The 12,983-nt window shown below is 68.3% G+C and carries 10 protein-coding genes; 9 read left to right on the top strand and 1 reads right to left on the bottom strand.

Features of this window, described 5'->3' with window-relative positions; genetic code table 11:
* Positions 1-76: 76 nt before the first annotated feature.
* From ABDZ95_RS13025 to ABDZ95_RS13060, 8 genes are all read left to right on the top strand, one after another.
* The gene (locus ABDZ95_RS13025; RefSeq protein ID WP_343794387.1) at positions 77-772 is read left to right on the top strand and encodes a GntR family transcriptional regulator; all 696 of its coding nucleotides are present in this window, start codon (positions 77-79) and stop codon (positions 770-772) included.
* 33 nt (positions 773-805) lie between these two features.
* Entirely contained in the window at positions 806-1,618 is an 813-nt protein-coding gene (locus ABDZ95_RS13030; protein WP_343794388.1) for a phytanoyl-CoA dioxygenase family protein, read from the top strand.
* A gap of 29 nt (positions 1,619-1,647) precedes the next feature.
* The gene (locus ABDZ95_RS13035; RefSeq protein WP_343794389.1) at positions 1,648-2,433 is read left to right on the top strand and encodes an SDR family NAD(P)-dependent oxidoreductase; all 786 of its coding nucleotides are present in this window, start codon (positions 1,648-1,650) and stop codon (positions 2,431-2,433) included.
* Between the two features lies 1 nt (position 2,434).
* Positions 2,435-3,361 (top strand): AEC family transporter, encoded by a 927-nt coding sequence (locus ABDZ95_RS13040; protein WP_343794390.1) that lies wholly within the window; start codon positions 2,435-2,437, stop codon positions 3,359-3,361.
* A gap of 8 nt (positions 3,362-3,369) precedes the next feature.
* On the top strand, positions 3,370-3,897 hold the full coding sequence (locus ABDZ95_RS13045; RefSeq protein ID WP_343794391.1) for a gamma carbonic anhydrase family protein: 528 nt from the start codon (positions 3,370-3,372) through the stop codon (positions 3,895-3,897).
* 2 nt (positions 3,898-3,899) lie between these two features.
* Positions 3,900-5,594 (top strand): D-lactate dehydrogenase, encoded by a 1,695-nt coding sequence (dld, locus tag ABDZ95_RS13050; RefSeq protein WP_343794392.1) that lies wholly within the window; start codon positions 3,900-3,902, stop codon positions 5,592-5,594.
* A 118-nt stretch (positions 5,595-5,712) separates the two neighbouring features.
* On the top strand, positions 5,713-7,386 hold the full coding sequence (locus tag ABDZ95_RS13055; protein WP_343794393.1) for an MFS transporter: 1,674 nt from the start codon (positions 5,713-5,715) through the stop codon (positions 7,384-7,386).
* Positions 7,387-7,497: 111 nt separating this feature from the next.
* The gene (locus ABDZ95_RS13060; RefSeq protein WP_343794394.1) at positions 7,498-10,827 is read left to right on the top strand and encodes a hybrid sensor histidine kinase/response regulator; all 3,330 of its coding nucleotides are present in this window, start codon (positions 7,498-7,500) and stop codon (positions 10,825-10,827) included.
* On the opposite strand, the gene ABDZ95_RS13065 is transcribed toward ABDZ95_RS13060, so the two are convergent.
* Positions 10,824-11,435 (bottom strand): response regulator, encoded by a 612-nt coding sequence (locus ABDZ95_RS13065; RefSeq protein ID WP_343794395.1) that lies wholly within the window; start codon positions 11,433-11,435, stop codon positions 10,824-10,826. The two genes, ABDZ95_RS13060 and ABDZ95_RS13065, sit on opposite strands and share 4 nt — an antisense overlap.
* Positions 11,436-11,605: 170 nt before the next feature.
* Here ABDZ95_RS13065 and ABDZ95_RS13070 point away from each other — a divergent pair, with 170 nt between their 5' ends.
* Positions 11,606-12,973 (top strand): DcaP family trimeric outer membrane transporter, encoded by a 1,368-nt coding sequence (locus ABDZ95_RS13070; protein WP_343794396.1) that lies wholly within the window; start codon positions 11,606-11,608, stop codon positions 12,971-12,973.
* Positions 12,974-12,983 lie beyond the last annotated feature (10 nt).

The following is a 12,983-nucleotide window of genomic DNA, read 5'->3' on the forward strand; positions in this document are numbered from 1 at the left end:
TATAGCGGACCAATTGCGATTATTTGGCGCTCCCTGCGTTGCCGGAGAGGGCTATTACGGTATTCCGTATTCCCTCATGAGCACCGCGATGGATCCGGTCGGCGCAACGCCGATCCTGACCGAACAGGTCTATGAGCGACTGAAGGGCGCGATCACCGACGGCGTCTTGCAGCCGGGACAGCGCGTGCGTCAGGCCGAGCTGGCGGACCATCTCGGCGTCTCACGCGCTCCGGTCAGCCACGCCCTGCATCTGCTCAAGCATCAGGGTCTGGTGCGCGAGTCGGGACGGCGTGGCGTCGAGATCGCGCCGATCGATCCGGACATGCTGCGCGACGTCTACCAGATCCGCGCCTCGCTCGATTCCCTGGCGGCCCGTCTGCTGGCGACGCGCTTTGAACAGGGCAAGGTCACCCGCGCGGACGAGCAGCGTCTGGTCGCGGCCTGCGCCGCCGGCGAGCGCCTGACGCTCAACGCTCCCCTGCGCGAGCGGGCCCAGGCCGATGTCTTCTTCCACCGCGAAATCTACCGACTGTGCGGCAATCCCGCGATCGAGGAGACGCTGGCGCCGCTGTGGCCGCACATCCAGCGGGCCATGAACACCGTCATGTCCTTCGACGAGATCCGCACCCGCGCCTGGAGCGAGCACGCCCGGATCGTGGAGTTCATCCGCGAAGGCCGCGCGGCCGAGGCCGCGGACGCCGCCTGGAGCCACGCCGCCAACGCGGGCTCCGAAACCGAACACCGTCTGCGATCCCTGTCCCGCGACGACTGAAATCAACAACGACAGACCCCGGAGGAGACCGACATGAAACTGACCGCCGAACAGCTCGAGCACTTTCACAAGGAAGGCTACATCTTCATCCCCGAGGCCTTCACGGCCGAGGAGATCGAGGTCCTGCGCGAGGCCGCGAAGGATGTCTTCGAGCCCGAGCGTGAGGAGATCTGGCGCGAGAAGTCGGGCGTGCCTCGCACGGCCTTCGCCTGTCACACCTACAACAAGGCCTGCGAGATCCTGGGCAAGCACCCTCGTCTCGTCGAGCCTGTGGCTCAGGCCTTCGAGGAGCCGGTGTACATGCACCAGTTCAAGATCAACGCGAAGGCCGCCTTCGCCGGTGACGTCTGGCAGTGGCACCAGGACTTCGTGACCTGGCACAATGACGACGGCATGCCCGAGCCGCGCGCCATGAACATCGCCGTCTTCCTCGACGACGTCCTGCCGATCAACGGCCCGCTGATGCTGGTCCCACGCAGCCATGAGTCGGGCGCTATCGACGCCGGCCACGACACCGAAACCACCGCCTATCCGCTGTGGACCCTCGACAACGACACCGTCGCTCGTCTCGTCGAGCAGGGCGGCATCGTCGCCCCGACCGGCAAGGCCGGCGGCCTGCTGATGTTCCACGGCAATCTGGTGCACGGCTCGGCGGGCAACATCACCCCCTACCCGCGCAAGATCGTCTACCTGACCCTGTCGGCCGTCTCGAACGCGATCACCAAGCCGACCCGCGCCGAGTACATCGCCCACACCGACTTCACGCCGATCGAGGCCCTGCCCGACGACGCCTTGGTCCAGTACGCCCGCAGCCGCTCGCAAGAGCCGGCCGCCGCAACCGCATAAGAAGAGAACGATCCCACATGGGCGAGAGAATGAAGGACAAGGTCGTCCTGGTGACGGGGGCCGGTTCGTCCGGCCCCGGCTGGGGTAACGGCAAGGCGGCGGCGGTGCTCTACGCCCGCGAGGGCGCGAAGGTCTTCGCCATCGATCTGCGCATCGAGGCCGCTGACGAGACGAAGGCCATCATCGAAAGCGAGGGCGGGGTCTGCGAGACCTTCGCCTGCGACGTCTCGAAATCGGATCAGGTGCAGGCCATGGTCGAGGCGTGCATCGCCGCGTTCGGCCGCATCGACGTGCTGCACAACAACGTCGGCATCTCGGAAACCGGCGGGGCGATCGACGCCTCGGAGGAAAGCTGGCACCGCCTGATCGCGGTCAACCAGACCAGCGTCTTCCTGACCTGCAAATATGTGCTGCCGCACATGGTGGCGCAGCAGAAGGGCTCCATCGTCAATGTCGGCTCGGTCGCCGGCGTCCGCTGGATCGGCTTCCCCTACGCCGCCTATACGGCGACCAAGGCGGCGGTCATGGGCCTGACCCAGAACATCGCCCTGCAGCATGCGAAGGACGGCATCCGCGCCAACTGCGTCCTGCCCGGTCTGATGAACACGCCCCTGATCAAGGGCGCGCTGACCAAGGGCTATGACGGCGACTTCGACGACATGGTCGCCCGGCGCGACGCCCAGTCGCCCACGGGCAAGATGGGCGACGCCTGGGACGTGGCCTACGCGTCCCTGTTCCTCGCCTCGGACGAAGCCCGCTATGTGAATGCGACCGAGATCATCGTCGATGGTGGACTGACCGCGAAATGCGCCTGACGTGAACGCCGCCTTCTCCGTCGTCCTGCCTGTGTTCGCCCTGATCGGGCTGGGCTGGGGATCGCGACGTCTCAAACTGTTCGGCCCGACGGCCGTGGGCGAGCTGAACCGCTTCGTGGTCTGGCTCGCCCAGCCGGCCCTGCTGTTCGGCATCACCTCGACGGCAAAATGGAGCGACTATCGCCCCGACTTCGCCCTGGCGATGGGCGGGGCTCTGGCCCTGACCTTCGCCCTGGTCCTCGCGGCCAACTGGAAGCGGCTGGGCGGCGGCGACGCCACCGTCGACGCCCTCAGCGCCTCCTACGCCAACAATGGCTTTCTCGGCATCCCACTGTGCCTGCTGGTTTTCGGCCCGATGTCCCTGCCCTACTCCGGGGTCTCGGTCATCCTGACGGCCTGCGTCCTGTATTCCTTCGGCCTGATCGGCATGGAGCTGGCGGCGGCCAAGGGCCACGGCGTCTCCAAGGCGATCGGGAAGGCCGGCTGGGCCGTCATCCGCAATCCCATGATCATCGCGCCGGCTCTGGGCGCAGTCGTCTCGACCTTCGGCCTCCAGCCACCGGAAGGGATCAAGACCCTGCTGGGCCTGCTGGCCGATGCGGCCATCCCCTGCGCGCTCGTGGCGCTGGGTCTGTTCCTCGCCGACAATGTCCAGGGCGGCATCACCGACTTCACCTGGGCGCCGCTGACCTTCGCCAAGCTGGTGATCCAGCCTGCCATCGCATGGTTGATCGCCGGGCCGATCCTCAACGCCCCGCCGGAGGTGGTGCACCTCGCCATCCTGCTGGCCATGATGCCGACTGGCGCCGGGCCTTTCATGCTGGCGCAGGTGTACGGCCGGCGCGGCGCTGTCGCATCACAGACTATTCTGGCGACAACCGTGCTTTCGATCGTCACCATCTCCCTGTTCCTGACCTTCATCCGCTGAGCCGACGCATGCCGATCTACGCCCTGGGCGAAACCGCCCCCCGCCTGCCCGCCGAGGGCGACTACTGGATCGCGCCGGACGCCATCGCCATCGGCGACGTGGTCATGCAGCCGGGCTCCAGCCTGTGGTTCGGCGTCGTCGCCCGCGCAGACAACGACACCATCACCATCGGCGAGAACTCCAACGTTCAGGAGCGCTGCGTCCTGCACGTCGATCCGGGCGAGCCGCTGACGATCGGCAAGAACGTCACCGTCGGCCACATGGCCATGCTCCACGGCTGCACCATCGGCGACAACAGCCTGATTGGCATCGGCGCCATCGTCATGGGCCGCGCCGTGATCGGAAAGAACTGCCTGATCGGCGCCGGCGCCCTGATCACCGAGGGCAAGATCATCCCCGACAACTCCGTCGTCATGGGCGCGCCGGGCAAGGTGGTGAAAGAGGTTGGCCCCGGTCAGGAGGCCGCACTGACCATGTCTGCCGAAAGCTATGTCCAGAACTGGAAGCGGATGGTCCGCGAGCTTAAGCCCGCCTGACCATGACGACCTCCACCGACCTGCTTCAGGCGCTCCGCGCCATCGTCGGCACGCGCCATGTGCTGACCGGCGACGGTCGCACGCGCCGCTTCCGCAAGGGCTACCGCTTCGGCGAGGGCGATGCGTTGGCCGTGGTCCAGCCCGGCTCGCTGGTCGAGCAGTGGCGCGTCGTGAAGGCCTGCGTCGAGGCGGGCCGCATCGTCATCATGCAGGCGGCCAATACCGGCCTGACTGGCGGCTCGACCCCCGACGGCGTCTATGACCGCGAGGTGGTCATCCTCTCGACCACCCGCATCGACGGCATCCACCTGATCCGCGACGGCCGCCAGGTCATCTGCCTGCCCGGCGCCAGCCTGTATGCGCTGGAAGACCGGCTGAAGCCTCTGGGCCGCGAGCCGCATTCGGTAATCGGCTCGTCCTGCATCGGCGCTTCGGTGATCGGCGGGGTGTGCAACAACTCGGGCGGCTCCCTGATCCAGCGCGGTCCGGCCTACACCCAGCTGGCCCTGTACGCGCAGGTCCGCGCCGATGGCGCGCTGGAGCTGGTCAACCACCTCGGCCTGGCCATCGAGGGCGATCCGGAAGCCATCCTCGCCCGCGTCGAGGCCGGTGACTTCACCGACGCCGAAATCCTCGACCCCGCCGGCGCCGCCGCCTCGGACAGCGGCTATGTCGAGCGTATCCGCGACGTCGATGCCGACACTCCGGCCCGCTACAACGCCGACGCCGACCGCCTGTTCGAGGCCTCGGGCAGCGCGGGCAAGGCCGTGGTCTTCGCCGTCCGGCTGGACACCTTCGCCTCGGTCGGCGACAGCGCCGTCTTCTACATCGGGACAAACGATCCGCTGGTCCTGACCCGCATCCGGCGCGACATCCTCGGCGGTTTCGAAAACCTGCCGGTCGCCGGCGAGTACATGCACCGCGACTGCTATGACATTGCGCGCGAGTATGGGAAGGATACCTTCCTCGCCATCCGCAAATTCGGCACCGGCTCCATGCCGCGCCTGTTCGCGATGAAGTCCGCGGCCGACGCCGTCTTCGCCAGCATCCCGGGTGCGCCGAAATTCCTCGCCGACCGTCTGGTCCAGTTCGCCACCAGCCTGTTCCCCGAACATCTGCCCGAGCGAATGAACGCGTATCGCGACCGGTTCGAGCATCACCTGATGCTCAAGATGGCCGGGCCGGGCGTCGAGGAGGCGCGGCGCTATCTGGCCGCCCTGCCCGCCGCCGACGGCGAGGCCTTTGAGTGCACGAAGGACGAGGGCGACAAGGCCTTCCTGCATCGCTTCGCCGCGGCCGGCGCCGCCATCCGCTATCGCGCCGTCCATCATCGCCACGTGTCGGACATCGTCGCCCTCGACATCGCCCTGCCACGCAACACCCGCGACTGGATGGAGACCCTGCCGGACGACGTCGCCGCGCCGATCCTGAAGCGGCTCTACTACGGCCACTTCTTCTGCCACGTCTTCCATCAGGACTATGTCGTCGCCGCCGGCCAGGATCCGATCGCGCTGGAGCACCGGATGTGGGCCCTGCTGGACGACCGCAACGCCCGCTACCCGGCCGAGCACAACGTCGGCCACCTCTACCCGGCGGCCCCGTCGCAGGTCAGCCACTTCCGCAAGCTGGATCCCTGCAACTGCCTGAACCCCGGCATCGGCATGACCTCGCGCAAGGCGGAATGGGTCGAGGCCTGACGGCGTTAGACCAAAGTCTCCCTGCAGCAGTTCGTCGACCGCTGTCAGTCTGACTCCCAGCCCTCATGAGAGGGACCAACGGATGCGCCGCGCAAGACGGCGCCGGGAGGACAAGCAGATGAGCGACAACGAGCCCGTCGCAGCACAGGTCAGGGATGGCCATGTGGTGGGACGAAACGACAAGCTGGTGATCACGGCCGCCTCGGTCGGCACGGTCATCGAGTGGTACGACTTCTATCTCTACGGATCGCTCGCGGCGATCATCACCGCCCAGTTCTTCTCGGGCGTGAACGAGACCACCGGCTTCATCTTCGCGCTGATGGCGTTCGCAGCGGGCTTCGCCGTGCGGCCATTCGGCGCGATCGTGTTCGGGCGTCTGGGCGACCTGTGGGGCCGCAAGAACACCTTCCTGGTGACCATGCTGCTGATGGGCATCTCGACCTTCGTGGTCGGCATCCTGCCGTCCTACGCCGCCATCGGCATCGCGGCGCCGGCCATTCTGGTGCTGATGCGCCTGATCCAGGGTCTGGCCCTGGGCGGCGAGTACGGCGGCGCGGCGACCTATGTCGCCGAGCACGCCCCGCCCGGAAAGCGCGGCTTCTACACCAGCTTCATCCAGATCACCGCCACCGTGGGCCTGCTGCTCAGCCTGATGGTCATTCTGGGCGTCCGCACCGTCGTGGGCGAGGAAGCCTTCGCCGACTGGGGCTGGCGCATTCCGTTCCTGGTCTCGATCCTGTTGCTGGGCGTCTCCCTGTGGATCCGCCTGAAGCTGGCCGAGAGCCCGGCGTTCCAGCGCATGAAGGCCGAAGGCAAGGGCACCAAGACCCCGCTCAAGGACAGCTTCGGCAAGTGGGGCAACCTGAAGATTGTGCTGATCGCCCTGCTGGGTCTGGCCGCCGGTCAGGCCGTGGTCTGGTACACCGGCCAGTTCTACGCCCTGTTCTTCCTGGAGCGGGTGCTGAGGGTCGATGCGTCCCTGACCAACATCCTGATCGCCACGGCCCTGCTGCTGGCCACGCCGTTCTTCATCTTCTTCGGCTGGCTGTCGGACAAGATCGGCCGCAAGCCGATCATCCTCGCCGGTTGCCTGCTGGCGGCGCTGACCTACTTCCCGCTGTTCCAGGGCCTGACCTGGGCCGCCAACCCGCGCCTTGCCGAAGCCTCGGCGACCTCGCCGGTCACCGTCTATGCGGACCCGGCCGAGTGCTCGCTGCAGTTCGATCTGGTCGGCAAGGCGGTGTTCAACACCTCCTGCGACATCGCCAAGTCGCAGCTGGCAAAGGCCGGCGTCAGCTACCGGACCGAAGACGCGCCGGCCGGCACCCTGGCCCAGGTTCGCGTCGGCGAGACCGTGGTCGAGAGCTTCCGCGGCGACCAGATGGCCACGGCCGATTTCACCGCCGCTCGCAAGACCTGGGGTGACGACCTGACTGGCGTTCTGTCCGCAGCCGGCTACCCGGCCAAGGCGGACAGCGCGCTGGTGAACAAGCCGGCCGTCGTCGGCATCCTGTTCCTGCTCGTGCTCTACGTGACGATGGTCTACGGCCCGATCGCCGCGGCCCTGGTGGAGATGTTCCCGACCAACATCCGGTACACCTCCATGTCCCTGCCCTACCACATCGGCAACGGCTGGTTCGGCGGCTTCCTGCCGACCACGGCCTTCGCCATCGTGGCCGCGACAGGGAACATCTACTACGGCCTCTGGTATCCCATCGCGATCGCCGTCCTGACCTTCGTGGTCGGCATCATCTGGGTGAAGGAGACGAAGAACGTGGACATCAACGACTGACGTCGTGACGTCCATTCTCCCCGGGGAGGGCCGGCGTTTCGACGCCGGCCCTTCTGCGTTGCGGCAGAGCTTTTGCTTGCCCCGCCCCGCCCGTCCCGATTGAGTGAGACGATGTTCAGCCTGCTGATCCTGGCTTTGGTCGGCGCCTATATGGCGGCCCTGTTCGTTATCGCCTGGCGGGGCGAGCGCGCGGGCGTGCACGGCCGTCCGCTGGGCGCATGGACCTATGCCTTCTCGCTGGCGATCTACTGCACCAGCTGGACCTACTACGGCGCCGTCGGCACCGCCTCGCGAGCCGGGTGGGAGTATCTGCCGATCTACATCGGCCCTGTTCTCGGACTAACCCTGCTGTTCCCGCTGTGGCGACGCATCGCCGCCGCCGCCCGGCGCGAGAAGGTCGGCTCGATCGCCGACTTCATCTCGTCCCGCTACGGCCGCAGCCAGACGCTGGGCGCCGTGGTGGCCGTCGTCGCCGTGGTCGGCTCCCTGCCCTACATTGCCCTGCAACTGAAGGCCCTCGCCATGGGCTGGGCCCTGATCACCGCGGGCACTCCGGCCGCCGATCTGGAAAGCCTGACCGTTCTGCTGATGGCCGCCGCGCTGGCGGGCTTCTCCATCCTGTTCGGCGCCCGTCGTCCCGACCTGACCGAGCACAACCGGGGTCTGGTGCAGGCCATCGCGCTGGAGTCGGTCGTCAAGCTGGCGGCCCTCGTCGCCGCCGCCCTGTTCGCCCTGTTCCTGCTGAACGGCAGCCCCGATCCGGCGAAAGCCTGGCGCGAGATGGGCCCGCTGGCCTCGCCGCCGACGCTGGACGCTCGCTTCGCCGCCATCATCCTGCTGTCGACGCTGGCCATGTTCTGCCTGCCGCGCCAGTTCCACGTCGCCTTCGTCGAGGGCTCCGATCCGGCACAGGCCCGACGCGCCCGCTGGGTCTTCCCGATCTATCTGCTGATCACCAGTCTGGCCGTCCTTCCGCTGGTGGCAGCCGGCGGACTGCTGGGTAACGGCAACCCCGACCTGCTGGTGTTGTCCCTGCCGTTCGGCCAAGGGGCGCACCTGTTGACGGCAGCGGTCTTCGTGGGTGGATTCTCCGCCGCCACCGCCATGGTGATCGTCGAGGCGGTGGCCCTGTCGGCCATGGTATCCAATAACCTGATCCTGCCCTTCGTCACCCGCAGCCGCTGGCGCCTGCGCGAGCGCGGGGCGGACATGGCGGGCGTGATCCTGCAGGTGCGGCGCGGCGCCATCGTGGTCCTGCTGCTGCTGGCCTGGCTCTACTTCCAGGCCATGGACCATTCGGCCGGTCTGGCCTCGATCGGTCTGGTGTCCTTCGCCGCCATGGGCCAACTGGCTCCCGCCCTGTTCGGCGCAGTCCTGTGGAGGCGCGGTCACGCCAGCGGCGCGCTGGCCGGCATCGCCATCGGCTGCGTCGCCTGGCTGTTCATGCTGGCCCTGCCGCAGCTGACCGGCCACATCGGCTCGCCGTCTGATCTGGCGCTGGGCGTCTTCGTCAGCCTCGGGCTGAACACCGCCGTCTATGTCCTGATCTCGCAGCTGGCCTCGGACAGGCTGGAGGATCGCATCCAGGCCCAGGCCTTCATCGGCGCCCACGGTCCGGACTGGAGCGAGATGGGCCACGCCGGCGCCGGCGCCTCGGTCGGCGATCTGAAATCCCTCGTGGCCCGCTTCATCGGTCAGGCCGGCGCCGAGCGGGCCTTCTCCGCCTGGTCGCGAGAGAGCGGGCGCAAGCCGCTGAACAGCGAGCCCGCCGACGCCGCCATGGCGCGCGCGGCCGAGCGCATGCTGGCCGGCGCGGTCGGTTCGTCGTCCGCCCGCCGCGTCATCGCCGCGGCGCTGGCCGGAGGCGGTCGGGCGCCGGAAGACGTGGTGCGGATGCTCGACGAGGCCTCGCAGGCCGTCCAGTTCAACCGCGAACTGCTGCAGACCACGCTCGACAACATTGATCAGGGCGTCGCCGTGGTCGATCACGACCTGCGTCTCGTGGCGTGGAACCGGCGCTATGTGGAGCTGTTCGATCTGCCGCCCGGCTTCGTCCACGTCGGCCTGCCGATCCGCGCCGTCTATCGCCTCAACGCCGAGCGTGGCGAGAGCCACGACGACATCGACGCCTGGGTCGAGCGGCGGCTGGAAGCCCTGCGCCGGCGCATCCCGCACGAGCACGAGCGCCGCCAGCCGGATGGACGCGTCCTGCGCTCGACCGGCGCTCCCATCCCCGATGGCGGCTATGTCACCAGCTACACGGACATCACCGAACTGCGCCGTGCGGCCCAGGCTCTGGAGGAGGCGAACCAGCAGCTGGAGGAGCGCGTCGCCGACCGCACCGCGCTGCTGGACGAGGCCCGCCGCACCGCCGAGGAGGCCACGGCGTCCAAGACCCGCTTCCTCGCCGCCGCCAGCCACGACCTGTTGCAGCCCCTGCACGCCGCCCGTCTGTTCATCGCCGCCCTGAAAGAAGACAGCGCCGACGAGACCGCCGCCCTCGCCCACAACGCCGACCGGGCCATCGAGAATGCTCACGGGCTGATGACCGCCCTGCTGAACCTGTCCCGTCTCGATGCCGGCGGTGTGAAGCCCGCCGTGGCCCCGATGGCGTTGGCTTCCCTGTTCGGCGATCTGGCGCGTGAGTTCTCCTCGATGGCCGCCGCGAAGAGCCTGACGCTCAATGTCGAGCGTCCGGACCTCTGGGTCGTGTCGGATCGCAATCTGCTGCGCTCCATGCTCCAGAACCTGATCGGCAACGCCATCCGCTACACCGACAGCGGCGGCGTCACGGTCGCGGCGATCCCCTCAGGCGACACGGTGCGGATCGAGGTGCGCGACACCGGCCGGGGCGTGCCGCCGGAGAAGCGCGAGGCCATCTTCGCCGAGTTCACCCGCCTTCCCGGCGCTCCCGGCGACGAACCGGGCGCAGGGCTGGGTCTCGCCATCGTGCGCCGGCTGGGCGTGCTGCTGGATCACGCGCTCGATGTCGACTCGGCGCTGGGCGAAGGCTCGACCTTCAGCGTGACCGTTCCCCTTGGCATGGCGGCGGAGGCTGCTGCCCCGGAGACCACCCGCGCGCCGTCACCGCTCGCCGGCCTGACCGTGCTCTGCGTCGACAACGAGCCCGCCATTCTCGACGGCCTGTGCGCCCTTCTCGCGCGCTGGGGCGTGGAGCCGGTCCGTGCGTCGGATGCCGGAGAGGCGCTGGCGTTGAAGGCCCTGCCCGACGCCGCGCTCGTCGATCTGCACCTCGGCGAGGGCCCCGACGGTCTGGCGGTGATCGAGGCGCTGAGAGCGCGCGGCGTCGCCCGCATCGCCCTGATCACCGCCGACACCGGCGTCGATCTGAAGGAGCGGGTTCAGGCGTTGGGTGCGCACCTGATGGGCAAGCCGGTGCGGCCGGCCACCCTCAAGGCCTTCCTGTCCCGTCAGGGCTAGAGGTCGACCGATTGGGCCAGGATCACGGCCTGCGTCCGGTTCTGGACGCCCAGCTTGCGAAAGACCGTCGTCAGATGCGCCTTGATGGTCGCCTCGGTCACGCCGAGGTCCCACGCGATCTGCTTGTTCAACCGCCCCTGACGCAGCCCCATCAGGATCTTCATCTGCGACGGCGTCAGGCTGGCGATGCGGCGATCCAGATCCTCGGCCTCCTCGTCAGGCGGCACTTCCGGCGCCCAGCTGTCGCCCTCGCGCACGGCGGAGATTGCGGCGACCATGGTCTCCAGCGTCGCCGACTTGGGAATGAACCCGCCCGCACCCATGGCCATCACCCGGCGCACGGTGGCGGCGTCCTCGCTGCCGGACACCACGACCACCGGCACGGCCGGATGCTCTGATCGAACCGCCGCCAGCCCGCCGAAGCCTTCGGCGTCCGGCAGTTTCAGGTCCAGAAGCAGCAGATCGGCGCCGGCGTCGGCCAGCACCTGCCTGGCGCCGGCCAGACTGGCCTGTTCCTCGACCACCGCATCGGGCGCGGCGCGCCGGACGGCCGAGACGAGGGCTGCGCGAAACAGCGGATGATCGTCAGCGATGACGATGTGTTCCATGGCGTCCTTCCCGCGCGCGGTTCTTTGGGTCCGACCACGTCACACCGACACAATGCCGCACCTCGACCTTGGTCGAAACTAGACCAATGGCTAATGGCCGTCGCCCCCGGTCACGCCGAAGTTTCCGCCTGAAAAGTCCGCGCAGACGGGCTTCACGGGAGGATAGACCTATGAACCACGGACATCGTTGGCTTTCCGGGGCCGCTTCGGCCGCCCTGCTGCTCGTCGCCGGTGCGGCTCATGCCCAGACCGCCGGACAGGACCCGATGGAGGCGCGGATCGCCGCCCTCGAGGCCCAGTTGAACGCCTTGAAGGCTGAACTGGCCGCGACGCGCGGCGAGCAGGCCCAGACCCGGCAGGACGTGATCCTGCTGAGCCAGCAGACGCCGTCGCCTCCCGCCCCAGCCGCTGCCCCGGCGGCGCCCGCCGCGCCGGCCAACGGCTTCCGCATCGGAGATCACACCGTCACCGTCGGCGGCTTCCTGAAGCTGGACATGATGGCCAGCGACTACAGCGGCGGCGATCCGGCCAATGGCGACGCCCTGCGCGAGTTCTACCTGCCAGGCTCCATCCCCGTCGGCGGCGCTGGCGAAGACACGGCGACGGACTTTAACGCCCGCCAGACCCGTCTGTGGCTGGCCACCCAGGGTGAGGTCGCCGGACACCGCGTAGGCTCACGGATCGAGATGGACTTCCAGGTCCTGCCCGGCGCCGGCGACCAGCGCACCACCAGCCCCGCCAACCTGTCCCTGCGCCGCGCCTTCGTGACCATCGACGGCTGGCTGCTGGGTCAGGAGTGGACCAACTTCCAGAACACCACCGTCCTGCCCGAGACCGCCGACTACATCGGCCCGTCGGAAGGCACCGTCTTCGCCCGTCAGGCCCAGGTTCGCTACACCAGCGGGCCGTTCTCGATCTCCGTCGAGAACCCGGAGACCACCATCTCGCCCTTCGGCGGCGGCGCGCGGATCATCGCCGACGACAACAGCCTCCCGGACCTGACGGCCCGCTACACCCGCACCGGCAGCTGGGGCGAGGCCTCGCTGGCCGGCATCGTGCGTCAGCTGAAGTACGAGACCGTTGGTCTGACCCCGATCGATACCGACGCCATGGGCTGGGGCCTGTCGGCCGCCGCCAAGCTGAACCTCGGCGCCAATGACGACCTGCGCCTGATGATCAGCGGCGGCGAGGGCATCGGCCGTTATGTCGGCCTGAACTTCGCCAATGATGCTGTTCTGACCGCCTCCGGCGATCTGGAGCCGATCGGCGTGGTCGCCGGCTTCGCCGCCTGGCGTCACGTCTGGGTTCCGGGCGTGCGGACCAATCTGATCTTCTCGCACCAGTCGGTCGACAACGATGCGACCTTGACCGGCCTGGGAGTCAACCGCAGCGCCACCAGCTGGCGCGCCAACGTCGTCTGGTCCCCGATCCGCGCCCTCGATGTCGGGGCCGAGATCATGACAGGCGAACGTGAGTTGCAGTCCGGCGTTACCGGCGACATGACTCGCCTGCACCTGTTCACCCGCTACGGCTTCTGACCCGAGTTAA

This window comes from Brevundimonas kwangchunensis, from assembly GCF_039523815.1.
Classification (GTDB): domain Bacteria; phylum Pseudomonadota; class Alphaproteobacteria; order Caulobacterales; family Caulobacteraceae; genus Brevundimonas; species Brevundimonas kwangchunensis.

Bases quoted from the DNA above. Each gene is read 5' to 3' on its own strand.
- ABDZ95_RS13025 (WP_343794387.1), top strand. From the start codon at position 77: ATGAGCACCGCGATGGATCCGGTCGGCGCAACGCCGATCCTGACCGAA.
- ABDZ95_RS13030 (WP_343794388.1), top strand. From the start codon at position 806: ATGAAACTGACCGCCGAACAGCTCGAGCACTTTCACAAGGAAGGCTAC.
- ABDZ95_RS13035 (WP_343794389.1), top strand. From the start codon at position 1,648: ATGAAGGACAAGGTCGTCCTGGTGACGGGGGCCGGTTCGTCCGGCCCC.
- ABDZ95_RS13045 (WP_343794391.1), top strand. From the start codon at position 3,370: ATGCCGATCTACGCCCTGGGCGAAACCGCCCCCCGCCTGCCCGCCGAG.
- dld (WP_343794392.1), top strand. From the start codon at position 3,900: ATGACGACCTCCACCGACCTGCTTCAGGCGCTCCGCGCCATCGTCGGC.
- ABDZ95_RS13055 (WP_343794393.1), top strand. From the start codon at position 5,713: ATGAGCGACAACGAGCCCGTCGCAGCACAGGTCAGGGATGGCCATGTG.
- ABDZ95_RS13060 (WP_343794394.1), top strand. From the start codon at position 7,498: ATGTTCAGCCTGCTGATCCTGGCTTTGGTCGGCGCCTATATGGCGGCC.
- ABDZ95_RS13065 (WP_343794395.1), bottom strand. From the start codon at position 11,435: ATGGAACACATCGTCATCGCTGACGATCATCCGCTGTTTCGCGCAGCC.
- ABDZ95_RS13070 (WP_343794396.1), top strand. From the start codon at position 11,606: ATGAACCACGGACATCGTTGGCTTTCCGGGGCCGCTTCGGCCGCCCTG.